At 71.9% G+C, this 23,687-nt stretch carries 28 protein-coding genes; 12 read left to right on the top strand and 16 right to left on the bottom strand.

Annotated elements, in window-relative coordinates:
- The 3 genes from gltX to EUA06_RS01055 are packed head-to-tail and all read right to left on the bottom strand — an operon-like array spanning position 1 to position 3,662.
- The gene (gene gltX, locus EUA06_RS01065) at positions 1-1,452 is read right to left on the bottom strand and encodes a glutamate--tRNA ligase (RefSeq protein WP_129473158.1); all 1,452 of its coding nucleotides are present in this window, start codon (positions 1,450-1,452) and stop codon (positions 1-3) included.
- Positions 1,453-1,460: 8 nt separating this feature from the next.
- Positions 1,461-2,288: a fumarylacetoacetate hydrolase family protein gene (locus tag EUA06_RS01060; RefSeq protein WP_129473157.1), complete on the bottom strand. Its 828-nt coding sequence runs from the start codon at positions 2,286-2,288 to the stop codon at positions 1,461-1,463.
- Positions 2,289-2,297: 9 nt separating this feature from the next.
- Complete coding sequence (locus EUA06_RS01055) at positions 2,298-3,662, bottom strand: pyridoxal phosphate-dependent decarboxylase family protein (RefSeq protein WP_129473156.1); 1,365 nt, start codon at positions 3,660-3,662, stop codon at positions 2,298-2,300.
- A gap of 46 nt (positions 3,663-3,708) precedes the next feature.
- On the opposite strand from EUA06_RS01055, the gene EUA06_RS01050 reads away from it, so the two are divergent.
- The gene (locus EUA06_RS01050; RefSeq protein ID WP_129473155.1) at positions 3,709-4,560 is read left to right on the top strand and encodes a 3-methyladenine DNA glycosylase; all 852 of its coding nucleotides are present in this window, start codon (positions 3,709-3,711) and stop codon (positions 4,558-4,560) included.
- On the opposite strand, the gene EUA06_RS01045 is transcribed toward EUA06_RS01050, so the two are convergent.
- Positions 4,548-5,189 carry a sulfotransferase family protein gene (locus EUA06_RS01045; protein ID WP_129473154.1) on the bottom strand — a complete coding sequence of 214 codons (642 nt, stop codon included), beginning with the start codon at positions 5,187-5,189 and terminating at the stop codon, positions 4,548-4,550. The genes EUA06_RS01050 and EUA06_RS01045 overlap by 13 nt on opposite strands.
- A gap of 42 nt (positions 5,190-5,231) precedes the next feature.
- On the opposite strand from EUA06_RS01045, the gene EUA06_RS01040 reads away from it, so the two are divergent.
- On the top strand, positions 5,232-5,855 hold the full coding sequence (locus EUA06_RS01040) for a pentapeptide repeat-containing protein (RefSeq protein WP_129473153.1): 624 nt from the start codon (positions 5,232-5,234) through the stop codon (positions 5,853-5,855).
- On the opposite strand, the gene EUA06_RS01035 is transcribed toward EUA06_RS01040, so the two are convergent.
- Complete coding sequence (locus EUA06_RS01035; protein ID WP_129473152.1) at positions 5,852-6,403, bottom strand: TetR family transcriptional regulator; 552 nt, start codon at positions 6,401-6,403, stop codon at positions 5,852-5,854. The genes EUA06_RS01040 and EUA06_RS01035 overlap by 4 nt on opposite strands.
- A 105-nt stretch (positions 6,404-6,508) precedes the next feature.
- On the opposite strand from EUA06_RS01035, the gene EUA06_RS01030 reads away from it, so the two are divergent.
- Genes EUA06_RS01030 through EUA06_RS01020 form a run of 3 tightly spaced genes read left to right on the top strand, consistent with a single transcriptional unit; the run spans position 6,509 to position 8,408 of the window.
- Positions 6,509-7,117 carry a biotin transporter BioY gene (locus EUA06_RS01030; protein ID WP_129473151.1) on the top strand — a complete coding sequence of 203 codons (609 nt, stop codon included), beginning with the start codon at positions 6,509-6,511 and terminating at the stop codon, positions 7,115-7,117.
- A complete protein-coding gene (locus EUA06_RS01025; RefSeq protein WP_129473150.1) occupies positions 7,114-7,803 on the top strand; it encodes an energy-coupling factor ABC transporter ATP-binding protein in 690 nt (229 codons plus the stop codon). Before EUA06_RS01030 ends, EUA06_RS01025 begins: the two co-directional genes overlap by 4 nt.
- Positions 7,800-8,408, top strand: a complete 609-nt coding sequence (locus EUA06_RS01020) for an energy-coupling factor transporter transmembrane component T family protein (protein WP_129473149.1) — start codon at positions 7,800-7,802, stop codon at positions 8,406-8,408. The genes EUA06_RS01025 and EUA06_RS01020 overlap by 4 nt, the downstream gene beginning before the upstream one ends.
- A 6-nt stretch (positions 8,409-8,414) precedes the next feature.
- On the opposite strand, the gene EUA06_RS01015 is transcribed toward EUA06_RS01020, so the two are convergent.
- The 3 genes from EUA06_RS01015 to EUA06_RS01005 all read right to left on the bottom strand — a co-directional run bounded on the left by EUA06_RS01015 (position 8,415) and on the right by EUA06_RS01005 (position 10,857).
- Positions 8,415-8,798: a VOC family protein gene (locus tag EUA06_RS01015; protein WP_129473148.1), complete on the bottom strand. Its 384-nt coding sequence runs from the start codon at positions 8,796-8,798 to the stop codon at positions 8,415-8,417.
- A gap of 10 nt (positions 8,799-8,808) precedes the next feature.
- Positions 8,809-10,206, bottom strand: coding sequence for an amidase (locus tag EUA06_RS01010; RefSeq protein ID WP_129473147.1), 1,398 nt, complete (start codon positions 10,204-10,206; stop codon positions 8,809-8,811).
- A gap of 96 nt (positions 10,207-10,302) precedes the next feature.
- The gene (locus EUA06_RS01005) at positions 10,303-10,857 is read right to left on the bottom strand and encodes an NAD(P)H-dependent oxidoreductase (RefSeq protein ID WP_129473146.1); all 555 of its coding nucleotides are present in this window, start codon (positions 10,855-10,857) and stop codon (positions 10,303-10,305) included.
- 73 nt (positions 10,858-10,930) lie between these two features.
- On the opposite strand from EUA06_RS01005, the gene EUA06_RS01000 reads away from it, so the two are divergent.
- Complete coding sequence (locus EUA06_RS01000) at positions 10,931-11,521, top strand: TetR/AcrR family transcriptional regulator (protein WP_242497896.1); 591 nt, start codon at positions 10,931-10,933, stop codon at positions 11,519-11,521.
- 1 nt (position 11,522) lies between these two features.
- On the opposite strand, the gene EUA06_RS00995 is transcribed toward EUA06_RS01000, so the two are convergent.
- From EUA06_RS00995 to EUA06_RS00980, 4 genes are all read right to left on the bottom strand, one after another.
- Positions 11,523-11,879, bottom strand: a complete 357-nt coding sequence (locus EUA06_RS00995) for a hypothetical protein (protein WP_129473145.1) — start codon at positions 11,877-11,879, stop codon at positions 11,523-11,525.
- Positions 11,876-12,616, bottom strand: coding sequence for a class I SAM-dependent methyltransferase (locus EUA06_RS00990; RefSeq protein WP_165354210.1), 741 nt, complete (start codon positions 12,614-12,616; stop codon positions 11,876-11,878). Before EUA06_RS00990 ends, EUA06_RS00995 begins: the two co-directional genes overlap by 4 nt.
- A gap of 20 nt (positions 12,617-12,636) precedes the next feature.
- The gene (cimA, locus tag EUA06_RS00985) at positions 12,637-14,217 is read right to left on the bottom strand and encodes a citramalate synthase (RefSeq protein ID WP_129473143.1); all 1,581 of its coding nucleotides are present in this window, start codon (positions 14,215-14,217) and stop codon (positions 12,637-12,639) included.
- Between the two features lie 262 nt (positions 14,218-14,479).
- Positions 14,480-14,896: a hypothetical protein gene (locus EUA06_RS00980; protein WP_129473142.1), complete on the bottom strand. Its 417-nt coding sequence runs from the start codon at positions 14,894-14,896 to the stop codon at positions 14,480-14,482.
- 171 nt (positions 14,897-15,067) lie between these two features.
- Between EUA06_RS00980 and EUA06_RS00975 the strand changes: the two genes are divergently transcribed.
- The gene (locus EUA06_RS00975; protein ID WP_129473141.1) at positions 15,068-15,994 is read left to right on the top strand and encodes an ABC transporter ATP-binding protein; all 927 of its coding nucleotides are present in this window, start codon (positions 15,068-15,070) and stop codon (positions 15,992-15,994) included.
- Positions 15,991-16,773 (top strand): ABC transporter permease, encoded by a 783-nt coding sequence (locus tag EUA06_RS00970; RefSeq protein ID WP_129473140.1) that lies wholly within the window; start codon positions 15,991-15,993, stop codon positions 16,771-16,773. The genes EUA06_RS00975 and EUA06_RS00970 overlap by 4 nt, the downstream gene beginning before the upstream one ends.
- Before the next feature lie 67 nt (positions 16,774-16,840).
- Here the strand turns inward: EUA06_RS00970 and EUA06_RS00965 are convergent, their stop codons facing one another.
- Together EUA06_RS00965 and EUA06_RS00960 are read right to left on the bottom strand one after the other, a co-directional pair.
- Positions 16,841-17,950 carry a neutral zinc metallopeptidase gene (locus tag EUA06_RS00965; protein ID WP_129473139.1) on the bottom strand — a complete coding sequence of 370 codons (1,110 nt, stop codon included), beginning with the start codon at positions 17,948-17,950 and terminating at the stop codon, positions 16,841-16,843.
- 162 nt (positions 17,951-18,112) lie between these two features.
- The gene (locus tag EUA06_RS00960) at positions 18,113-18,724 is read right to left on the bottom strand and encodes a DUF5709 domain-containing protein (protein WP_207208154.1); all 612 of its coding nucleotides are present in this window, start codon (positions 18,722-18,724) and stop codon (positions 18,113-18,115) included.
- Positions 18,725-18,900: 176 nt separating this feature from the next.
- Between EUA06_RS00960 and EUA06_RS00955 the strand changes: the two genes are divergently transcribed.
- Positions 18,901-19,140: a hypothetical protein gene (locus tag EUA06_RS00955; RefSeq protein ID WP_129473138.1), complete on the top strand. Its 240-nt coding sequence runs from the start codon at positions 18,901-18,903 to the stop codon at positions 19,138-19,140.
- 17 nt (positions 19,141-19,157) lie between these two features.
- Here EUA06_RS00955 and EUA06_RS00950 read toward each other — a convergent pair whose 3' ends face one another.
- Complete coding sequence (locus tag EUA06_RS00950; RefSeq protein ID WP_165354209.1) at positions 19,158-20,840, bottom strand: serine/threonine protein kinase; 1,683 nt, start codon at positions 20,838-20,840, stop codon at positions 19,158-19,160.
- Positions 20,841-20,930: 90 nt separating this feature from the next.
- Here EUA06_RS00950 and EUA06_RS00945 point away from each other — a divergent pair, with 90 nt between their 5' ends.
- On the top strand, positions 20,931-21,422 hold the full coding sequence (locus EUA06_RS00945; protein WP_129473136.1) for a GyrI-like domain-containing protein: 492 nt from the start codon (positions 20,931-20,933) through the stop codon (positions 21,420-21,422).
- Positions 21,423-21,764 (top strand): TraR/DksA family transcriptional regulator, encoded by a 342-nt coding sequence (locus tag EUA06_RS00940; RefSeq protein WP_129473135.1) that lies wholly within the window; start codon positions 21,423-21,425, stop codon positions 21,762-21,764. It begins immediately after the preceding gene.
- Here EUA06_RS00940 and EUA06_RS00935 read toward each other — a convergent pair.
- Positions 21,761-22,063, bottom strand: coding sequence for a hypothetical protein (locus EUA06_RS00935; protein WP_129473134.1), 303 nt, complete (start codon positions 22,061-22,063; stop codon positions 21,761-21,763). The two genes, EUA06_RS00940 and EUA06_RS00935, sit on opposite strands and share 4 nt — an antisense overlap.
- Positions 22,064-22,351: 288 nt before the next feature.
- Here EUA06_RS00935 and EUA06_RS00930 point away from each other — a divergent pair, with 288 nt between their 5' ends.
- Positions 22,352-23,626 carry an HNH endonuclease signature motif containing protein gene (locus tag EUA06_RS00930; protein WP_165354208.1) on the top strand — a complete coding sequence of 425 codons (1,275 nt, stop codon included), beginning with the start codon at positions 22,352-22,354 and terminating at the stop codon, positions 23,624-23,626.
- Positions 23,627-23,687 lie beyond the last annotated feature (61 nt).

The raw sequence follows: 23,687 nt of genomic DNA, 5'->3' as shown, positions 1-23,687 counted from the left end.
TCAGCCCAACGCCGACCGGAGCCGCGCGATCGACCGGTCCCGGCCCAGCAGCTCCATCGACTCGAAGAGCGGCGGGCTCACCTTCTTGCCGCTCACCGCGATCCGGACCGGGGCGAAGGCGAGGCGCGGCTTGAGGCCGAGCTCGTCGATGAGCTTGCCCCGCAGCGCCTCGTCGATGGCCGCGGTGCTCCAGGTGTCGAGCCCGACGACGGCGTCGTGGGCCGCCTTCACGACGCCCTTGGCCGTGTCGTCGAGCTCGTCGGTGCGCACAAAGTCGGCCTCGTCGACGAAGAGGAAGTCGAGCATCGGCGCGGCCTCGGTGAGCTTGTTGATCCGCTCGGCCACGAGCGGCATCGCCAGCTCGAGCAGCTGCGCGTCGGCATCCGACACGGGGTCGGAGACCACGCCCGCCTCCTTGAGGAACGGCAGCGCACGGTGGGTGATGTCCTCCACCGAGAGCAGCCGCATCTGCGAGGCGTTGATCGCCTCGGCCTTCTTGAGGTCGAAGCGCGCCGGGTTGGGGTTGACGTCCTGGATGTCGAACGCCTCGAGCATCTCCTGCATCGAGAAGATGTCGCGGTCGGCAGCGATCGCCCAGCCGAGCAGCGCGAGGTAGTTGAGCAGGCCCTCGGGCAGGAAGCCCTGCTCGCGGTAGGCCAACGCGTGTGCCTCGGGGTCGCGCTTGGAGAGCTTCTTGTTGCCCTGGCCCATCACGTAGGGCAGGTGCCCGTAGATCGGCACCTCCCGGGCGATGCCGAGGGCGACGAGTGCCTCGAACAGTGCGAGCTGGCGCGGGGTGCTGGAGAGCAGGTCCTCGCCCCGCAGGACGTGGGTGATCCCCATCAGCGCGTCGTCGACCGGGTTGACCAGCGTGTAGAGCGGGTCGCCGTTGGCGCGCGACAGCGCGAAGTCGGGGACGTTCTCGGTCTCGAACGTGATGTCTCCGCGGACCGCGTCGTTCCAGGTGATCGAGCCGTCGGGCATCCGGAACCGCACGATCGGCGAGCGGCCGTCGGCCTCGAAGGCGGCGCGCTGCTCGTCGGACAGCTCGCGGCAGAAGCCGTCGTACCCCTGCATCTTGGAGCCGGACGCCTGCCGCCGGGCGGTGACCTCGTCGTTGGTGCAGAAGCAGTCGTAGGAGTAGGACGAGTCGCGCAGCCGGGCGAGGACGTCGCGGTAGATGTCGCCGCGCTCGCTCTGCTTGTAGGGGCCGTGCGGGCCGCCGACCTCGATGCCCTCGTCCCAGTCGAGGCCGAGCCAGCGCCAGAGGTCGACGATGGCGTCGTAGGACTCCTGGGTGCTGCGCTCGCGGTCGGTGTCCTCCATCCGGAAGACGATCTGGCCGCCGTGGTGGCGTGCGAAGGCCCAGTTGAAGAGGGCGGTGCGGACCAGGCCGACGTGCGGCGAGCCGGTGGGCGAGGGGCAGAAACGGACGCGGACGGGCGACGACATGGCGGTGCTCAGCTTCCGGGGTTCGGGGAACGGAGGGCGACGGGGTTGGTCAGGGCGCCGATGCCGGCGATCGAGATCTCGACCTCGTCGCCGACCTGCATGGGGCCGACACCCTCCGGGGTGCCGGTGAGGATGAGGTCGCCGGGGAGCAGCGTCATCACCGAGGACACGTGCGCGACGAGGGTCGGCACATCGAAGATCATGTCGGCGGTCGAGCCGTCCTGGACGAGGTCGCCGTTGAGGTAGGTCTGCACCTGGCGGCCCTCGTTGAAGGCGTGCGGGTCGAGGTCGGTCTCGATCCACGGCCCGACCGGGCAGAACGAGTCGAAGCCCTTCGCGCGGGTGAACTGCACGTCGGAGCGCTGGAGGTCGCGCGCGGTCACGTCGTTGGCGATCGTGTAGCCGAAGATGACGTCGGTGGCCTGCTCGACCGGGACGTCGCGGCAGATGCGGCCGATGACGACGGCGAGCTCTCCCTCGTAGTGCAGGTTGCTCGTCTGCGGCGGGTAGAAGATCGGGTCGCCCGGACCGACGACGGTCGTGTTGGGCTTGAGGAACATCAGCGGCTCGTCGGGCACGTCGTTGCCCATCTCGGCGGCGTGCGCGGCGTAGTTGCGGCCGATTCCGACCACCTTGCTGCGCGGGATCACCGGCGCGAGGAGTCGTAGGTCGCTGAGCTTGTGCTCCTCGTCGATGAGCTTGATGCCGACGTAGAGCGGGTCGCCGGCGAGGGGAACGACGACCGAGTCCTCGGCGGGCTGGCCGAACTCGTCGACCTCCCCGGTGACGACGCCGAAGCGCGGCTCCTCGCCCGTGCTGAACCTGCAGATGCGCATGCACCGACCCTATCGAGGGGCCGCACGCCCCAGCGCATCGAGAGCGGCCTCGACGTCAGCGGTGGTCGTCGACCAGTTGCTCACGCTGACGCGCAGCACCGCGCGGCCGCGCCACCGCGAGCCGGTGGTCCAGGCGGTGCCGTCGGCGAGCATCGCCTCGACGACGGCACGGGTGGCGTCGTCGTCGCCGAAGGCCGCGCACACCTGGGTGAACTCCACGTCGTTGAGCACCTCGGCCCCCTCGATGGCCGCGATCCCGTCGGCGAAGGCGCGCGCATGCGTGCAGTAGCCGTCGACCAGCGCGGCCACGCCGTCACGCCCCAGCGACCGCAGCACCGCCCAGACCGGGAACGCCCGCCCGCGCCGGCTGATCTCCGGGACCTTGTCCATCGGCTCGCCCGCGACGTCGAAGATCAGGTAGTCGCCGTGCATGCCCATCGCCGCCCGCAGCGCCGCCCGGTCGCGGACGATCGCGAGCCCGCAGTCGTAGGGCACGTTGAGCGTCTTGTGGGCGTCCGTCGCCCACGAGTCGGCGGCCTCGAAGCCCGCGGTGAGGTGGCGGCGGGCGGCCGAGGCTGCGGCGAAGAGCCCGAAGGCACCGTCCACGTGCACCCAGGCTCCCGCGTCGTGGGCCGCAGCGATCGTCTCCACGAACGGGTCGAAGGCACCGGAGTGCACGTTGCCGGCCTGGAGGCACACGATCGTCGGCCGTCCGTCGCCTGCCTCGAGGGCAGCCGTCAGCGCGGCGGCCTCGATCCGACCCTGGTCGTCGGCCGCCACCGCCTCGGGCGCCCCGAGCCCGAGGTAGCGCAGCGCGAGGTCGATGGTGTCGTGCCGCTCGGCGCCGACGAGGACGCGTACGCCGGGCGAGCCGAGCAGGCCGTCCGCCGCGACGTCCCAGCCCGCGCGGCGCAGCACCTCGTCGCGGGCGGCGGCGAGGCAGGTGAAGTTCGCCATCGTGCCGCCGGTGACGAAGCCGACCGCGCTCTCGTCCGGGAGCCCCAGCAGGTCGAGCAGCCACGACTCGGCGACCTCCTCGATCGCCGAGTGGGCGGGCGTGAGCATGCGCAGGCCGGTGTTCTGGTCCCAGGCGCTGACCAGCCAGTCGACGGCGAGGGCGGCGGGATGGGTGCCGCCGATGACGAAGCCGAAGAACCGACCGCCCGGCATCGCGGTCAGGCCGGGGTCGCAGGCGGCCGCGAGCTCGTCGACGACGGCTGCCGGGTCGGTCGGGCCGTCCGGCAGCACCCGCTCGAGGCGCTCCACCATCTCCTCGCTGGTCAGTCGCGGCGGCACCGGACGGTCGGCGAGCGAGTCGAGCCACTCGAGGGTGAGGGCGTGGGCGCGGTCGAGGCCGGCGCTGCGGTCGATCATCTCGTCAGTGTCCGCCCCGGTCCGCCCACGCACTAGCCTCATTCCAGTGAAGGTTCTGGTGGCGGCCGAGTGGCGTGCGCGGGCCGACGCCCACGCGGCACGGGTCGACACGTTCGTCGAGCCGCACCTCGCCCGCCGGGCCGAGAAGGTCAACCACCCGGTCCACGACTTCCTCTTCACCTACTACTCCCACCGCCCTGCCCAGCTGCGGCGGTGGCACCCGGGGTTCGGGGTCGCGCTGGAGGAGGCCGGGGAGTACGCCTCGCTGAAGGGCTACGGCGGCGACCCGGTCGCGGTCACGACGGCGTACGTCGAGTCGCAGCGTCCGCTGCTCACCCAGCTCCGCACGCTTCTCAGCGCCACCGCCGGGCGCGCCCCGCAGTTCGGCTGCTTCGGCCTGCACGAGTGGGCGATGGTGCACCGCACGGACGACGTACGCCACGACTGGCCGCTGCGGCTGGGTGCGGCGGGCACCGACGCGGTGGTCGAGTCGCACCGGATCGGCTGCTCCCACTTCGACGCGTTCCGCTTCTTCACCCCGTCCGCGCGCCCGCTCAACACCCTCCAGCCCGGCCGCGACGACCGGCCCGCCTTCGAGCAGCCGGGCTGTCTCCACGCCGGGATGGACCTCTACAAGCACGCCTTCCGGCTGTCGCCGATGATCCCGAGCGACCTGGTCGCCGACTGCTTCGAGCTGGCCCGCGACATCCGGGTGCTCGACATGCGCGCAGCGCCGTACGACCTCGCGGACCTCGGCTTCGAGCCGGTCAGGATCGAGACGGCGGAGGGCAAGGCGGAGTACGTCGAGGCACAGCGCGGGTTCGCCGAGAGCGGTGCACCGCTGCGGGCGCAGATGATCGCGGAGTGCGAGCGGCTGCTGGCCGGTCAGAACTCGTAGCCGAAGGCCTCGATCGTGTCGGCGAAGACGTCGGCCACGCGCTGCTTCGACGTCGGCGTGTAGAGCTCGCGGTAGTGGCCGGCCGGTCGTGCGTTGCCCTTGGCGCGCGGCAGGTCGGGTGCGCCGGGCAGGCCGAGCTGGTCCCACACCTCGCCGAGCTCTGCGTCGAGCGACTCGTAGCGCAGGACCCGGTCGAGCACCATCTGGCCGCGGATCCGGTAGAGCCGGCGGTTGTTGGCGAGCTGCTCGATCCAGATCTCCTGGACGTAGGCCTCGAAGTCGGGCAGCTCGTCGCGGTCCTTGTACTTCCAGAAGTAGAGCGAGACGACCGCGTCCCACGGGTTCCGCTCGATCGCGAAGGTGAAGTAGTCGGCGAAGGTCTGCTCGCCGACCAGGTCGCGCACGGCCTTGGCGCCCATGTGGTTGTACGCCTTGCGCTCCAGCGGTGGCGACTCGAAGTTCTGCGGCGGACGGCCGCCGGCGGCCTGGCGGAGCTTCTCGTCCTCGGGGCTGATCTCGGTGATGATGTCGTCCGGTCCGCACGCCTTCGACAGCGCGATCTCGACGCTCGTGCCCGCGGTCTTGCGGGTCTTGAGGAAGATGAAGCGGTGCTGGTGGGACGCGATCACGGGCATGACCCTATCCGTCGCGCCACGGATACGGTGGCACGCGTGACCGACCCCCAGACAGCCGACGGACACCACCATCTCGACCAGCACTTCCGGGGCGACGACTGGTACGGCGACGACCTCGGCGCGGCCCGCTTCACCGACTGCACCTTCACCGACGTCGACCTCAGCGAGGTGTCCACCTCGGGAGCGATCTTCGAGCGGTGCACGTTCCACGGCGGGCGGTTCAACGCGTCGGTGCACCGGGCGACGGCGTTCGTGGCGTGCGACTTCCGGCGCACGTCGTTCTTCGACGCGACGCTCGACGGCTGCAAGCTGGTCGGCACCGTCTTCAGCGAGTGCACGATGCGGCCGCTCACGGTGACGGGTGGATCCTGGCTCGGCGTGACGATCCGCGGGGCCAACCTCTCGCGGCTCGACCTCACCGGCGTCGACCTGCGCGAGGCGGACCTCTCCATGTCGGACCTGACCCTCGCCGTGCTCGCCGGCGCGCGCCTGGACCGGGCCGTGCTGCGCGACACCGTGCTCGACCGGGCCGACCTGCGCGGGGCGAGCCTCGACGGGGTGGACCTGTCTGCGGCCACGCTGAGGAGGACGAAGCTCGATCTCGCCGGTGCCGTCCTGCTCGCGGAGCTCCACGGCGCGGACGTCGACACGGCCAGCTAGCCGACGCGCGCCCGCAGGCCGTCGATCACCAGATCGAGCCCGAGGTCGAAGTCGGGCAGCGACTCCAGCGACCGCTCGACGGCGCCGAGCCTGACGGCCTGACGTGCGGTCTGCTCCTCGAAGGCGTGGCCGAAGACGTAGTGCACGAGTGCCCGCGAGGCGACCGGCACGAGCTCGGCGGGGACCTCGGCGTCGGCGAGGACCTTCTCCAGCTCCGCCACCGGTGCGGCCGCGCCGAGCCCGAAGGCCCAGACCGTCGCCACGACGTCGGCACCGTCGGTCACGGCGAGCATCGCGAGCCGCAGCTCGGAGCAGACCTCGCGCAGCCGATCGGGCCACTCATCCGCCTCGCGCGGTCGCGCGCCGCGAGCGAGGATCTCGTCGGCGACGGCCGCGAGCAGCGCCTGCTTGCTGGCGAAGTGGTGGTAGATCGCACTCGGCTGCACGTCGAGCTCCGCCCCGAGCCGGCGCATCGTCAGGGCCGCCAGGCCATGGGTGTCGAGGAGGGCGACCGCGTGCGCGAGCACGTCGCTGCGGTGATGTGGCACGCCTCACCCCCTGGTCACTGGTCCTCGGCCGTTGACGTGCCGGTCGGCCGTCCCTAACCTGAACACCGTTCAACTGATCACCGTTCAGGTAGAGGACACCACCCCATGAGCACCCGTCGCAACCCCGGCACCGACATCGCCCTCATCGCGGCCTTCGCGGCCCTGATCGCCGTCTGCGCGCTGCTGCCCGCGATCAAGGTCGCCGGCCCGGTGCCGATCACCCTGCAGACCTTCGCCGTGCTGCTCTCGGGCGCGGTGCTCGGGATGCGACGCGGCTTCCTCGCGGTCCTGCTCTACGTCGTCGCGGGCGCCGCCGGGCTCCCGATCTTCTCGGGCGGCGCCGCGGGCCTCGCGGTCCTCACCGGTCCCACGGCGGGCTACCTCATCGGCTTCCCTCTCGCCGCCGGGCTCTGTGGTGCGATCGTCGAGCGCCTCCCCCGCCGCTCGCTGGTCAGCGCAGTCGCGATCTTCGGCGCCGGCCTGGTCAGCTCGGCCCTCTTCATCCACACGTGCGGGATGGCGGGGCTCGTCCTCCGCGCCGACCTGACCTGGGCCCAGGCCTGGGACATCGACAAGATCTTCTGGTTCGGCGACGCCCTCAAGAACGTCGCCATGGCGCTGGTCGCCACCGCCGTCCATCGGGCGTTCCCCGACATGCTGGGCCGCGCGGTCGTCCCCGCCGACGTGCAGCGTGAGGGCACGCCCGCCGCGTGAGCCGGATCCTCCTCGAGCAGGTCACCGTCTCGGTCCCGACCCACGACGGCACCCGGCAGATCCTCGGGGAGACCACGCTCGACCTGAGCGAGCACCGGATCGCCCTCATCGGGCCCAACGGATCGGGCAAGTCCACCCTTGCCCGGCTGCTCAACGGGCTGGTGACGGCCACGACCGGCCGCGTGCTCGTCGACGGCCTCGACGTCGCGCGCGAGGGTCGGGACGTACGCCGTCGGGTCGGCTTCATGTTCACCGACCCCGCCGCACAGCTGGTGATGCCGACGGCCCGCGAGGACGTGGCCCTCTCGCTCCGGCGGACGCACCCGGACAAGGCCGCCCGCCTGGTCGCCGCAGACCGGGTGCTCGCGGACTTCGGGCTCGAGGGCTTCGGCGACCGCAGCGTGCACGGGTTGTCCGGCGGCGAGGGCCAGCTGCTCGCCCTGGCGGGGGTGCTGGCGACCGATCCGGCCGTCCTCGTCGCGGACGAGCCGACCACGCTGCTCGACCTGGGCAACAGCCGACGGATCGGTGACCTCCTGCTGGGCCTGCCGCAACAGCTGGTGCTGGTGACGCACGACCTGGACCTCGCCGCACGCTGCGATCGCGCACTCCTGGTGCGGTCCGGTCGCATCGAGCGGGACGGCGATCCCGCCGAGGTCGTCGAGCACTACCGGGCCGCCCCGTGAGCGCCCAACTCCTCGGACTGCACCAGCCGGGGACGACCTGGCTGCACCGACTGCCGGCCGGCGCCAAGCTGGTCGGCCTCATGCTGGCCAGCATCGTCGTGGTCGGCGTACGAGGTCCGGCGTCGGCGCTCGTCTTCGTCGTGGTCGCCGGCCTGCTGCTGGTCCGGTCGGGTGCGCGGCTGGGCCTCACCCTGCGTTCGATGCGGTGGCTGCTGCTCAGTGCGGCGATCCTCGGCACCTGGACGGTGTGGCAGAACGGCTGGCCGCGCGCGGTCGAGGTCGTCGGCGACCTGCTCGCCCTGATCCTGCTCGCGACGACGCTGACGGTCACGACGCCCGTCGACGAGGTGATGGATGCCGTGGCCCGGGGGCTCCGCCCGCTGCGCAGGGTCGGCGTGGATCCTGACGCCGTGGCGCTGGCGTTCTCCCTGATGCTCCGGGCGATACCGTCCACGATCCTGCTCGCCGAGGAGTCCCGCGACGCGGCGCTCGCGCGTGGCCTCGAGCGGTCCCCACGGGCGCGGCTGATCCCCTTCGTGATCCGCGTCGTGGCGCGTGCCCGCGACACCGGCGACGCGCTCCACGCGCGCGGGGTCGGCGACTGAGCGGCGTCAGAGGGGCTGGTTGAGGAACCAGCGATGCCCGAACGGGTCGCGGAAGACCGCCACCCGGCCGACGGGCGGGTTGTCCTCGGGACCGCGGTCGAGGGTCGTGCCGTCGGCCGTCACGCGATCGCAGACGGCATCGACGTCGTCGACCTCGAGGTGCAAGGAGACGGCGGCGCCGCGGGAGGGGTCCGGAGCGTCGATGCCAACCCCCTCGAACACGTCCGACATCATCCAGCGCCCACCACCGACCGCGAGCTCGACGTGGCCGACGGCCCCGTCGTCCATCACGATCGGCTCGACGACGACCTCGGCGCCGAGGACGTCGACGTACCACTCGATGGCGGCGCGGGCGTCCGCCACGCAGATGTACGGCGTCAGCTCACCCATGCCCGCCACTTCACCAGTCCGGCGGACGCCTGTCCATCCAAGGCGCAGCGCTCTCCACCTGGGCGGCGACCGAGACGAGCAGCTCCTCCTCGGCGGGGCGCGCAGCCAGCATCACGCCGACGGGGAGGCCGTCGTCGGTCCAGTGCAGGGGCAAGGAGATCGCCGGCATGCCGGTGACGTTCCAGGCGCTGGTCCATGGCGTGAAGGCCTTCTGGTTCGCGAAGTCGCGGGCCGGGTCGGCGTCGTCGCGGAGCTCGCCGACCAGCGCCGGCGGCCGGGCGAGGGTCGGCGTGAGGACGATGTCGTACGCAGCCAGCGCGGCGAGCGCCGCTGCCGCGTGCTGGCGCAGCCGGCCGATGGCGAGGCCGAACTCCGGTCCGCTGACGGCGTGGCCGCGCTCGCTGAGCCAGCGGGTCAGCGGCCGCAACCGGTCCTCGCGACCGGGCGGCGCCGGGGACAGCGCGGTGAGCACGGCCCAGCAGGTCTCGAAGTCGGCGACGGCGTCGGACGGGATCGGCACCGGGACGTCCTCGACGTCGTGGCCGAGGGACTCGAGGAGGTGTGACGCGTCCTCCCACGCCATCACGCTGGACGGGTCGACGTCGACCTCCGCGATCACCGGCGCGATGAAGCGGGCGACGCGGAGCCGGCCGGGGTCGCGGTCGCAGGCGTCGAGGAACGACGAGGTCGGCGGCGGAGCCCAGAAGGGATCGCCGACCCGGCGACCCTCCAGCACGTCGAGGAGGGCGGCGGCGTCGCGGACCGTGCGGGCGAGGGTGCCGGGCGTCGCCAACCCGACCGGGTCGCCGTAGCGCGGAGCCCCGCTGACCCGGCCGCGCGACGGCTTGAGCCCGACCAGGCCGCAGCAGGAGGCGGGGATCCGGATCGACCCGCCGCCGTCGGAGCCGGGCGCCACCGGGAGCAGGCCGGCCGCGACCGCCGCGGCCGCTCCGCCCGACGAGCCGCCCGCGCTCCGGGCGGTGTCCCACGGCGTCACGGAGGGCGGCGCGACGTCGGGCTCGGTGTAGCAGGGCGACCCGAACTCGGGCGTGCTGGTCTTGCCCAGGCTCGGCATCCCGGCGGCCTCGACGGTGAGGACGAGGTCGTCGGACTCGTCGGGGACGAAGTCGTCGTAGGCCGCGGAGCCGAAGGTGGTGCGCACCCCGGCCGTCGGGTGCAGGTCCTTGATGCCGGTCGGGACGCCCCAGAGCGGACCTGCGTCCGCGGGGCGTCCCGCCTCGGTCAGTCTCTGCGCGTGCTCGCGCGCGAGCTCGTGCGTGGTGGTGACGAACGCGCCGACATCGTCGGCACGCCCGGCGTAGTGCTCGACCAGCTCGAGCGGCGACACCTCGCCGCGGCGTACGGCGTCGCACTGCTCGAGCGCGGTCAGGTCGTGCAGCTGGGCCATGTTCGCGAACCTACCTGCCTCTGGAGTCACCGGATGTCCGGTGACTCCCACGCTTGTCAGCCCAGATCTCGGCCGACAAGCGTGGGACTCGGGTGCTCAGGCGGCGACGACGGCCTCGTGCGCGACGAGGGCGTCGAGCGCACCGAGGAGGCGCTGGACGGCGGCCTCGTTGGCCAGCGGGTCACCCTCGACCGCGGACTCGTCGACGACGATCCCCTCGACCACGAGGGCGCCGGCGATGGTGGCGGAGTGGCGGGCGTGCTCGTGCGACCACTTCCCGCCGTACGGCGTCGGGGTGGCGCCGATGGCCGCGAAGGGCTTGCCCACGATGGCGCCCTGGCCGTAGGGGCGAGAGAGCCAGTCGATGGCGTTGTTGAGCACGGCGGGCATGGTGCCGTTGTACTCGGGCGTGACGGCGAGGACACGGTCGGCGGCGGCGACGGACGCGCGCAGCGCGGTGGCGGAGGCCGGGGCGGTGTCGCCGTCGATCTCCTCGTTGTAGAAGGGCACGGTGTCGAGGCCCTCGACCACGTCGACGGTCACTCCGGCGGGCGCGTGCTCGCGGAGATGCTCGGCGATGCGGCGGTTGAGGCTCCCGGTGCGGGTGGAGCCGAGGAGGACTGCGACGCGGGTCTGCTTGTCTGTGGTCATGACAGGCGAAACGGACCGCGGTCCGTTTTCATTCCCGGATGCCCGTTCTTTTCCTGCGCCCTAACCTGAGCGCGTGACGAACCTGCTGCCGATGGCGGACGAGCCCGCCCCGGAGCGGGCGGATGCCGCGCGCAACCGGCAGGCGATCCTCGTCGCGGCACTGGAGCTCATCCGGACCCGAGGCGTCGACTGCGTGACGATGGAGACGGTCGCGTCGGCCGCCGGCGTCGGCAAGGGGACGCTGTTCCGGCGGTTCGGCAGCCGCGAGGGCCTGATGGCCGCGGTGCTCAACGAGTCCGAGGCGGCCTGGCAGGCCAGCGTGATCTCCGGTCCCCCGCCGCTGGGGCCCGGTGCGCCGCCGATGGAGCGGCTGCTCGCCTTCGGCCACTCGCGGATGCGCACCAACGTCACGTCCGGCGCGCTCATCAAGGCCGCCACCGGCGACAGCTCCGCGCGCTCGCGGGCAGCCGCGTCGTTCGCCGTCATGCACGTGCGCCACCTGCTGCACGAGCTCCGCGTCTCGGGCGACCTCGTCCTGCTGTCGATCGCGATCCTGGCGCCGCTCGACATCATGGTCATCGAGCAGCAGCAGCGCGACCACATCTCCCTCGACCGGATCGAGGCGGGCTGGGACGACCTGGTGCGCCGGGTGGTCGGCGGCTGATTCAGCCGACGCCCGACACGGCGACGAAGCCGCCGAGCGCCCAGAGCACGGCACCCACCACGAGTGCGGCGACCGGCACCCACCACGTGCGTCGACGGCGTACCCACCGCACGATGACCACCGCCAGCGCCACGAGGTAGACGATCCACGGCGATCCGGACGAGATGACGATCCCGGCGGAGATCTGCCCGCTGCTGCAGCGCGTGTCGCCGACGCACCCGTCGGAGGCCATGCCGAAGAAGAGGCCGAAGAACGAGGCGAGCGGCACCAGCACGGCCAGCCCGACCATCAGCAGTACGGTGACGACGCGCTCGACGGTCGAGGTCTGGCGCGGCAGGTCGTCGTAGGAGGTGGTCACGCCGCTCCACCGTCTGGTGACCAGCGGATGCAGACCGCGTCGTGGTCGAGGGGTACGCCGCTCGCGCCGGCGGCCTCGCACGCCTCGGTCACCAGCCGCTCGGTCTCGTCGAGCGCAGCCTCACGCTCGGCCTCGGGGAGCAGCGCGACGTGGGAGACCGTGGAGACGAAGCCGCGCCACTGCGCGGGCGTGAGGGTCCAGGTCCAGCGGAACGACCGCTGCTCCGCCGATCCGGAGGCCAGGTCGAGGCGCTCCATCGGGTCGGTGTCCTCGGGGTGCGCGAGCGCCGGGTCGAGGCGCATCGCCCGCCACTGCCAGTCGTGCTCGAGCACCGGCACGTTCCAGACGCACCCGAGCCAGCCGCCCGGGCGGAGGACGCGCGCCACCTCCGCCGACGCCTCGGCCTTGGGGAACCAGTGCCAGGCATCGGCCACGAGCACGGCGTCGACCGATCCGTCGTCCAGCGGGAGCGCGTCGGCGCCCGCCTCGTGGACCCGCAGCCCCGGGTGCCGGTCGGCGACGAGCGCGAGCATCCGGCCGTCGGGCTCGACGACGTCGAGGTCGAGGCCGCGCCCGACCAGCCGGTCGGTGAGCTTCCCGGTGCCGGCTCCGACCTCCGCGACCCGCACCGCGTGCGGCGGGAGCAGCCAGCCGACGGCGTCGTCGGGATAGGTCGGGCGGTGGTCGTCGTACTGCTCCGCCCAGGCACCGAAGCTGGTCGCGCGCGTCGAGGTCACCGGCAGCAACCTAGACGAACCTACCGGTGCTGGCGCCGCAGGCCGAAGGTGAGCCCGTCGACGAGGGCGCCCCAGGATGCCTCGATGACGTTGGCGCCGACGCCGACGGTGACCCACGACGACTCGCCGTCGCTGGTCTCGATGAGCACGCGGGTGATCGCGTCGGTGCCGTGGCCCTGGTCGAGGATGCGCACCTTGTAGTCGATCAGCTCGAACTTCGCGACCTCCGGGAACGCCTGCCCGATCGCCTCGCGCAGGGCGGCGTCGAGGGCGTTGACCGGCCCGTTGCCCTCGCCCGTGACGACGTACCGCACGCCCGCAGCCGTCAGCTTCACCGTCGCCTCGGAGACGGCCTCGCCGTCGGTGCGGGTCTCGGTGATGACACGCCACGACTCGACGTCGAAGTACGACGGCCGGGCACCCTCGACCTCCTCGGCGAGCAGCAGCTCGAAGGAGGCGTCGGCGGCCTCGAAGGTGTAGCCACCCTGCTCCATCTGCTTGACCCGGTCGGTGACGCGCGTGACCAGCTCGCGGTCCTCCGACAGGTCGTAGCCGAGCTCCTTGCCCTTGAGCTCGATCGACGCGCGGCCGGCCATGTCGGAGACGAGCAGGCGCATGTCGTTGCCGACGACGAGCGGGTCGAGGTGCTGGTAGAGGTCGGGGTCGACCTTGATCGCGCTGGCGTGCAGCCCGGCCTTGTGCGCGAACGCCGACGTGCCGACGTAGGGCTGGCGCGAGGCCGGCGGAACGTTGGTGACCTCGGCGACGGCGTGGGCGATGCGGGTCGCCTCCTTGAGCAGGCCCTGGGGCAGGACGCTGCGGTCCAGCTTGAGCTCGAGGTTGGCGACGACGGTGACGAGGTCGGCGTTGCCGGTGCGCTCGCCGTAGCCGTTGATGCAGCCCTGCACGTGGCTGGCGCCGGCGGCGACCGCGGCGAGCGAGTTGGCGACGGCGCACCCGCTGTCGTTGTGGGCGTGGATCCCGACCCGCGCGCCGGTCGACTCGATCACGTCGAGGACGACGTCGGAGACCCAGTCGGGCAGCATGCCGCCGTTCGTGTCGCAGAGCGCGACGACCTCCGCGCCGGCCTCGGCAGCCGTGCGCAGCACCTCCAGCGCGTACGCGCGGTTGGCGCGGTAGCCGTCGAAGAAGTGCTCGGCGTCGAGGAACACCGTCTGCCCCTCCTCGCGCAGGTGGGTGACGGTGTCGCGCACCATCGCGAGGTTCTCCTCGAGGGTGGTGCGCAGCGCGAGCTCGACGTGGCGGTCGTGCGACTTGGCGACCAGGGTGACCACGCCCGCCCCGGAGTCGCGGAGGGCGGCGACGAGTGGGTCGTCAGCAGCTCGTACGCCGGCCCGGCGGGTGGCGCCGAACGCCGCGAGCTTCGCGTGGGTGAGCTCGAGCTCCTGGCTCGCGCGGCGGAAGAACTCGGTGTCCTTGGGGTTCGAGCCCGGCCAACCGCCCTCGATGTAGCCGACCCCGAGCCCGTCGAGCTGGCGGGCGATGCTCAGCTTGTCGGCGACCGACAGGTTGAGCCCCTCCTGCTGGGCGCCGTCGCGCAGGGTGGTGTCGTAGACGTGGAACGAGCCGTGCAGGTCCATCGCAGTTCCCTCGGAGTGGTGACATGAAAAAACCTCCTGGGGTGCAGGAGGTCGGCGCGGCGGGGAGTCCCGTCGCGCTAGGCAATGATGATCGTGCTGGTGGTCACGAGCTCATGGTGCCACCGAACCTCCGATCGTGAGACGGGTGTCTCGCGATCTGGTTGCGCCGAACGGGTCGTCGACCGGGCCGCCACGTCGTGCCCTGACGCGAGGCGGCCCCGGGTTCCGCTCCCCACTGCGGCACCCGGGGCGCTTCACGCGGTCAGCAGTCGTGGGCGCTCGCCCCGGCGACGTACGTCTCGACCATCTGGCCCGGCAGCGGCGAGAACGCCTCGAAGTACTCCAGGCCCACGCCGTTGGCGCCGTTGGGGTTCATCCGGCCCGTGTGCTTCGGGTCGCCGATCGTCATCTTCTCGAAGATCTTGAGGCCGACCGGCAGGCCGGCGGCACGGAGCGCGGCGTAGCCCGCCTCGTTCGCCCCGGCGCACTCCGCCGTGTAGCCCTCGAAGCCTGCCCCGTCCGCGGCCGTCAGGACGAACCAGTTCGACGAAGCAGGTCCGCCGAGCGAGTACATCGGCACGAAGCAGTGGTGGGCGCTCGCGCTCGTCGCGGTGACGGCGATCGCGGCAGCCGCTGCGGCGGTCACGACGCCGAGGCGTCGCAGGGTGGTGGTGCTCATGTCAGTTCCCTCCTGGTGGGACCCCCGTCGGGTCCTTCCGCAGCAGTCCACCGCGATCGGTCGCGTGCGACCACGGTCAGTGACCCGCACAGTTCTCGTACAGTTCCCGCTCTGCGGCGCGCCCGGTCGACCACCCCCGGCTGGAGCTGTCGTCCATGGAAGGGTGGACCCATGATCACGGTCGATCACCTCACCAAGACCTACGGCGGGTTCACCGCCGTCGACGACGTCAGCTTCACCGCGCAGCGCGGCCGCGTCACCGGCTTCCTCGGCCCCAACGGAGCAGGGAAGACGACGACCATGCGGATCATGGTCGGGCTGACCCCTGCCAGCTCGGGCAGCGTCAGCATCGGCGGCCGGGCCTACCGCGACATCCCGAACCCCGGCCTGCACGTCGGTGTCCTGCTGGACGCCTCCGCCCAGCACGCGGGCCGCACCGGGCGGGAGGTCCTCATGATCGGCGCGAAGACGATGGGGCTGCCGGACTCACGCGTCGACAAGATGCTGGAGCTGGTGTCGCTGACCCCGAGCGAGTCCAAGCGTCGGGTGCGCAACTACTCGCTCGGCATGCGCCAGCGCCTCGGCATCGCCCACGCGCTCCTCGGCGATCCGTCGGTGCTGATCCTGGACGAGCCGGCCAACGGGCTCGACCCGGCCGGCATCCGCTGGATGCGGCGCCTGCTCAAGTCGTACGCCGACCAGGGCGGGACCGTGCTGCTGTCCAGCCACCTTCTCAACGAGGTCGAGCTCATCGCCGACGAGATGATCCTCATCGGCGGGGGCAAGATCGTCGCCTCGGGCACCAAGGAGTCCCTCCTGTCCGGTGAGGCGACCAGCACGCTGGTCCACTCGGAGGACAACGACGCACTCGGCCGCCAGCTGACGGCCGCAGGACACACGGTCACCGTCGAGGCCGGCGGGCTCCGGGTCGACTGCGACTCCCCCACGGTCGGACGTGCGGCGCTGGAGGCTCAGGTCGTGCTCACCGAGCTCCGGTCCGGGGCAACCGGCCTGGAGGACCTCTTCCTCTCCCTCACCGAGGACACCCAGCGCGAGGGACATCCCGCCGCCGCGACCGCCCAGGGAGGCACCGCATGACCGCCACCTCGTCCGAGACGCTCGACGTGTCCGGCACGCCCGCCGTACCGTTCACCCGCCTGGTCAGCGTCGAGGTCCGCAAGGCCCTCGACACCCGCGCCGGGCGCTGGTTCTCCGGCTCCATCGTGCTCCTGAGCCTGGCCGTCGTCGTGATCTACGCCTTCGCGGCGCCCGAGGACAGCCGTGACTTCGGCGATGTCATCGCAGTCGCCGGTGGCGTGCTGGGCTACTTCCTGCCCATCCTCCTGATCCTCATGGTCACCAGCGAGTGGAGCCAGCGCACCGGCCTGACGACCTTCACCCTCGAGCCCCACCGCGGCCGGGTGGTGGGCGCGAAGCTCTGTGGTGGCCTGCTCCTGGGCGCCGGGCTGATCGTCATCGCCATGGCGGTCGCCGCGATCGGCACCGTCATCGGCGGCGGGGACTGGTCGATCACCGCGGACGTGCTCGTCAAGGGCTTCCTGGTGGCCAACCTGATCGGGATCCTGACCGGCTTCGCCATCGGCATGCTGCTGATGAACAGCCCGGCAGCGATCGTCGCCTACTTCATCTACTCCCTGGTGCTGCCGATCGCGGTCGGCATCCTGGGGTCCTTCCAGGAGTGGTTCGCCGACCTCGCACCGTGGATCGAGTTCAACACCGCCCAGGGGCTGATGTTCCAGGACGAGGGCGCACCCAGCGGCGAGCTCCTGGCCCAGCTGCTCGTCTCCGGCACCATCTGGCTCGTGGTCCCGTTCCTCCTCGGCCTGCTGCGCCTGCTGCGCGCCGAGCCCAAGTAGCAGCAGACCGGCTGACGAGACACGACAGGCCCCGCCACCCGTCGGGTGGCGGGGCCTGTCGGCTCGATCAGCTGCCCGAGATGATGCCCGGGAGGGCGTCCTCGAAGAGGGCGATCACGTCAGCGGCCGGGAGCACCATGCTCCGCGGGCGCGCGGCAGCGGCGAGGTCGGCACCCCAGTCAGCAGCGCGCTGGCGCTGCACCGGCGTCCCGTGGTGGCCGGGGCTGTCGAACACGCAGTCGCCGACCGTGTAGAAGCTGAGCAGGGCGTCCGTCACGCGCTTCGCGTTGAGGGCGAGCCCCTTCTTGTGCGTGGCGTAGTAGGTCGCCATCGCGTCGGCCATCAGCTCCGTGCGACGCGTGGCCGCGGCGGGGTCCGTCGGGCCGTCGTCGAAGGCGCCCAGCTCGAACTGCACGTGGTGGGCGAACTCGTGCGCCATGATGGCGCGCGGGCCGACGTCGCCGAGCCCGAAGGCGTCGTACGCCTCGATGATGCCCTTGCCCATGATCAGCTTGTCGGGCAGGTCCTTGATCAGCGGGTCGGTCTCGCCCTCGGCGGTGAAGGCGAAGGCGTTGAGCGTCCACAGCGGGTTGTCGTAGAGGTCGCCGTGGCTCTGCATGTAGGTGGCGACGGTCGTCGCCTCCGTCTGGATCTGCTCCGGGGTCAGCGGGGCGATCTCGCCCAGCTCGACCATCAGGGTCAGCGTCCTCGCGATGCGGTCGGCGTCGAGCAGCGACTCGCCGTTCATCTCCATCAGCTGGATGTCGCCGGACTCGATGTCCCAGAACCGGCGGAGGTCGCGGAAGGTGTTGGTGATCTGCGCGGCGTGGGTGTCGAGGGCGTAGTCGGGGTCACCGGCCGTGCCGAAGAAGAGCGCGTCGTAGGTGGGCACCGAGAACAACGCGTCCTGGTGCGCGGCCACGAACGCCAGGTCGCCCGACTCGGCCAGGGCCTGGACCTGCTGGTCGAAGTAGCCGTCGAGCAGCGTGGGACCACCGCACTCGCTCGGGTCGACGGCCTGCTCGAACGCCTCGGCCGCGGGCACCTCGACGAGGCGGTCGGCAGTGCGGGCGGACGTGGTGGCGACAGCCGGCGCAGCGGACGCGACCGAGGCGGGGCCGAGCGGGAGGAGGACCGCGGCACCGAAGGCCGCCGTCCACCGGATGAGTCTGTTCACGAGAACCTCCGAGAGTGATGACTCGGAAGACCGTCCGCTCCCGAGTGGAACCGTTCCAACCTCGGTCGGGATCCACGCCGGGAAAAGACCGAGCCGGGGACCCGGAGACCATCGGGGGCGGGACGGCCCGTCCCGGCCACGCGGCTGGGACGGGCCCGTCGGTCAGGAGGTGCCGTCGGGCTCCTCGTCGACGACCTCGCCGTCGAGCAGCAGGGGGTCGACGGTGTCCGGGTCGTCGACGAGGTGGACCGCGGCCTCCTCCGCACCGGCCGCGGCGCCGTCGATGCCGACGTCCTGCGCGACCAGGTCCTTCTCGGTGTCGGTGCGCGCCCCCTCGTCCTCGGCCACGAGACGGCCCGCGCGGCCACCCTCGGCGGCCTCGACGTCCGCCTGGACCGCCTCGCCGTCGGTGGAGTCCTCCGCGACGAGCGGCGCCAGGTCGCCGCGCTCCGCCTCCGCGTCCGCGACCTCGTAGGGGTCGGGCTCGGGCAGCTCCTGGTCGACGCGCTGGTCGAGCGACTCCCCCATGCTCTCCTCGAGCGGTGTGTTGCCGAAGCCCTGGCCGACCGACCACTTCTCCGGCGGCGAGTAGCCCTCGTCGAGCGGCTCGGGCAGGTCGCGGTCGTCCACCAGGCTGTCGCCCGTGCTCTGCGGCTGCGTCTCGTCGTCGACGCTGTAGCCGTGGTAGCTCTCGTTGTCGGTGCTGTCGCCGGTGATGTCGACGGCGGGGTCGGTGCCGATCTCGGTGTCGATGTCGGGCTGTTCGGTGGTCATTGCTCTCCTGCTCCCAGCCGGTACGGCTCGTCGTGCGGGCATGAGCACGGCACGTACCCCGATCTGCCGTGCGGAACACGCCTGCCGGTCGTCGGGAGCCACCACGCGCGCCCCAAATATTGAGCAGGTTCTCGTCGTCGTCCCCACCGGGGACTCGGATGGGGAAGCCTTTCGTCATGACGGCGGTGAGGGCGAGTGAGCACTGGGCGCTCAGCGAGCTCATGGCAGCGGCTGACGACTTCGCTGAGCGTGCGCGGGTCCAGGAAGCTCGCCGCGACCTGGCCCGACCGGGGACCGTGGTGTTCCACCAGTACGCGCACTCGGCCACGCTCTGGCGCGCTGCCGAGGACCGGTTGCGGGGGCAGTTCCGTGCGCTCGAGCTCGGCGCGGCCGGCATCGGGGACGACGGCCACTGACGGCGCGCCGGCGTCCGTCAGAGCCAGGCGGGCAGGCGCACGTCCGCGAAGGGCGCGTCGTCGTACGGCGCCCAGTTCGTGCCCGACGACGACGCGGCGGCACCGAGACCGGTGCCCAGCGCGGCGACAAGAAGCGTGACCAGCAGCCACGGCACGCCGCGCCGGGCGAGCGGGTCGACGGCACGATGGATCGGCGAGCGGACGCGCTCGGAGCCCGGTCCCCACCACGTGCCGATCGCGAAGGACGCTCCGATCACCCCGAGCGAGGTCAGCACCGAGAGCGACGCGGCGAAGCAGAGCAGGGCGACGGCGGAGGCGATGCCGACGCTCCAGAGGATCAGCAGCAGGGTGCCACCGAGCCCGGCCACGACGTGCCAGGGGGCGGCCAGCAGCAGCTGGATGCCGTCGTACCACTTGGCGCCGCGCCGGTCCCGCCTGCCGCCCGCCGACGAGGCGGCGAGCGAGCCGCTGCGCAGCAGCCAGACGGCGAGGAAGAGGACGGCGAGGGCGAGGTACGGCGCATAGGCGATGCCACCGGTCACCACGCCGCCGAGGGCGAGCAGCGAGAGTCCGCGACGCAGCCGCTCCCCCGCGGGGACGACCTCGCGGGCGGGCGGGCCGTAGGCGCCGACGTACTCCACCGACCCGTCGGGCAGCACGCGGGTCTGGCGGTGCGGCACCGTGCCGGCCTCTCCCCAGCCCTGCGTCCGGCCTCCGTCGTAGAGGTCGTCGTCCGGCGAGCGCCAGTCGTCCGACCAGTGCACCGGCTCGGAGAGCGCGGGCGGCACGACGCCAGTGGCGACCGCGGTCGGCGCCTCGCGGTCCTGGCGGACGGATGCGACGTAGGGCAGCGTCACGGGGTGCGACGCGGAGGGTTCGCGGGGCTCGCCGCCGGCGAGCTCCTCCAGCCAGTCACGCACCTCGTCGAGGGACGGGCGGTCCTCCGCGTCGGGCGCGAGCGCGTCCTCGACGAGCTCGAGGACCACCGGGTCGAGGCCGGACAGGTCGTGCTCGCCGCGACGGACGCGGTCCATGATCGCCACCGACGGCCCGCGGCCGAAGGGCGCGCGGCCGGTGCCGGCGTATGCCACCGTGGCGGCCCAGGCGTGCACGTCGGACGCGGCGGTCGCGTCGTCGCCGTAGAGGATCTCGGGTGCGAGGTAGCCCGGCGTGCCGAGGAGCCACCCGGTCATCGTGATCTGCGAGTCGTCGGCGACCCGGGCCAGGCCGAAGTCGATGAGGATCGGCGTACGGCCCTCCATGATCACGTTGGACGGCTTGATGTCGCGGTGCAGCACGCCGACGTCGTGGACGGCCTCGAGCGCCTCGGCGAGGCAGTCGGCGAACCACAGCAGGTCGTCGCCCTCCAGCGGGCCCTCCTCCTGCACGTGGTCGTGCAGTGAGAGGCCGGGGACGTAGCGCGTGGCGACGTAGGGGATCTCGCCCCACGGGTCGGCGTCGACGATCTCGGCGATCCGGCGGCTGCGCACCCGGCTCAGCGAGCTGACCTCGCGCGCCAGCCGGCGGCGCGCCTCGTCGTCCCCGACGACGTGCGGGCGCAGCACCTTGATCGCGACCGGGCGCTCCCCCGGCTTCTGACCGAGGTGGACGACGCCCATGCCGCCCTCGCCGAGGCGGGCGCGCAGCGAGTAGCCGCCGACGGTCAACCCGGGCGGCGGCGCCTGGGGGGACGTCGTCACGTCATGAGGATACGGCCGGTGGACGGTGTTGCCTGTCATCCGGCGCGCAGGGTCGGGCCGAGCGTCGGACGGCGGGGCTAGCGTGACCGCATGACCGACCTCGCACCCGCCCAGCCCTACGACCACGCCGCCCGCGTCGAGCTCGATTCCGTGCCGCTCGCCGTGATCCGGCACGCCGGCGTCACGCTCGGTGACATCCGCACCCTCTTCGACGACGGCTACGGCGCGATCGCCGCGCTCATCGGGACCGGAGCGATCACACCGACCGGGCCGGCGCTCGCGATCTACAAGGGTGACGTGGAGCAGGCCTTCGACCTCGAGCTCGGGTTCCCGGTGGCCAACGCCTTGTCCTCACCCCTCACTGCCGGTGAGCGTTCGGTCGTCCCGTCGACGCTGCCCTCCGGTCCCGCAGTCGCGGCGACCCACCTCGGCTCGTACGACGACCTCGGAGAGGCGTGGGGCCGGCTGGCCGACGCCGCAGGGGCACAGCCGACCGGGTCGTGGATCGAGGTCTACGTCAGCGACCCGAGCCAGGAGCCCGACCACCTGCGCACCGACCTGCTCATGCCCGTCACCGGCTGAATGGACGACCCGCGCCGGCGTTTGGAGCACGAGCGTGAGGTGACGCTGGGTCGGCTGGCGAGCCTCACCGGCGACCACGACGCCATCGTGGCCGCCTCGCTCGACACCAACGCCGACGACGAGCACGACCCCGAGGGCGCCACGATCGCCTTCGAGCGCTCGCAGATCGGCGCTCTCGTCCGTCAGGTGGCCGGCCACCTGGCCGAGGTGGACGCCGCGCTCGCTCGTGTGTCGGACGGGACGTACGGCGTGTGCGAGCGCTGCGGGTCCGCCACCGGCGAGGCGAGGCTGGAGGCGTTGCCCGCCGCGCGGCTTTGCATCACCTGCGCCGCTGCGGGCTAGCCGAGCAGAGTCTCCGTCGTAGACGGCTCCAAGCCGTAGTCGGCATAGACAGCAAAGCGCTCGTGCGGCTTCATCGCAAGCAGGGTCTGCTTCACCCGGTCGAAGGCCGAGTCGAAGCTCCCGTGCGCGACGGTGAACATGTTCTCCCATTCAGCCGGCGTCATCACGATCACCACCGTTCGGCATCCGCCACCGGCTTGCCGGACCGACACCCGAATGCGACCAGGCGCCACTTCTGCTGCCGATGACCACCCGTCGAGGTCACGGACGAGACGCCGGTAGTACTTCGCGAGGTCCACCTCACAAGGATGACCTCACAGCGGCAGATCCGAGATTGACCTCCTCAACTTTTCGCAGCACTTGATGCATTCTTGATCGAACACCTGTTTGTAAATTGCTGCTCGAGCGATACTCTCGCTTCACGTCAGAGAGCCTCCGGGCCACCAGTTCAGCTGGTGCGCCTTCCCGGTTGTGACAGGACGAGTTGCGAGGGTAGGTAATAGCCCGGGATCCGGGCCTCCAGGAGCGACGACCGTTCTTCAGCCATGCGTGCGTGTGCTGAAGCCGTCGTCGAGAGGAGGCCGCACGTGACGCACCCGATCCTGGTCGCGACCGACCTCATCGACGAGGCGCTCAAGACCGTCGCAGACACGAACCCAGCGTTCATGGCGACGGCCGACAAGGCCGCGGCGCTGCGTGAGCTGGCGACGCTCGAGTCCAGGCTGGCCGAGCTCCGGATGCGGATCCTCGCCGACGCCGACGACCTGGCTGCCGAGTCCGGTGCACGCGACGCCGCAGGCTGGCTTGCGGACTCCACCCGCACGCGCCTCGAGGACGCCCGCGCCGATCTGCGCCTCGCAGTCGCCCTCGACCGTCGGTGGCAGACGCTCGGTGCTGCGCTGCGCGAGGGCCGGGTGAACACCGCCCAGGCGTCGGTGATCGTCCATGCGCTCGACGAGCTACCCGACGAGGTCCCGACCGTGGTATTGGAGCGCGCCGAGGGGGTGCTGATTGAGCACGCAGGCCGCTTCGCCCCGAAGCAGCTCGCCCGCATCGGGCGACACATCCTCACCGTGATTGCTCCGGACCTCGTCGACGAGGCCGAGGGCCGGCGGCTCGCCGCCCTCGAGGCGGAGGGTCGTCGGCGGACACGGTTGACGCTGCGCCGTTTGGGAGACGGGACGACCCGCGTGTCCGGCCTCATCCCCGACGCCTCCGCCACGCGCCTGGCGACCTACCTCGAGGCGTACGCCAACCCGCGTCGCGACGTGGTCGACGCGGACCCGACGATCGATCCTGTCCCGTGCCTGCCCTACCCGCGTCACCTCGGCGACGCCTTCTGCCAGCTGATTGGGGCCCTCGACCCGAAGCGACTGCCAGTGCACGGCGGTGACGCCACGACCGTGGTGGTCACTATCCCCTTCGAGAAGCTCATGGCTGACCTCGGCGCGGGCGACCTGCTCGGATCAGGCACCGTCCCGAGCGACCCGCACACCGACGCGCGTGCCGGCGAGTCGATCACCGCGGCACAGGCCCGTCGGCTCGCGTGCAACGCGAACATCATCCCCGCCGTGCTCGGCGGAGACTCCGAGGTCCTCGACCTGGGCCGCGCCCGGCGCCTTTTCAGTGCTGCTCAGCGCCGAGCATTGCTGATCCGTGACCGCACCTGCCGGGCCGAGGGATGCGACATCCCCGGGACCTGGTCCGAAGCCCACCACTGGGTCACGTGGCAGTCCGGAGGCGACACCGGCCTCGACAACGGCGTGCTCCTCTGCTCGCACCATCACCACCGAGCGCACGACCCGACATACGAAGCGGAACGGATGGGCAACGGCGACGTGCGGTTCAACCGGCGGACGTAGGCCGACCCACACGTTTGGTTTCACTCACGCGCAGCTCTCGAGCGTGGTGGGATCGGAGCTC

Origin of the sequence: Nocardioides glacieisoli (assembly GCF_004137245.1) — a bacterium.
Classification (GTDB): domain Bacteria; phylum Actinomycetota; class Actinomycetes; order Propionibacteriales; family Nocardioidaceae; genus Nocardioides; species Nocardioides glacieisoli.
This window is presented reverse-complemented; position numbering and strand designations above follow the sequence as displayed.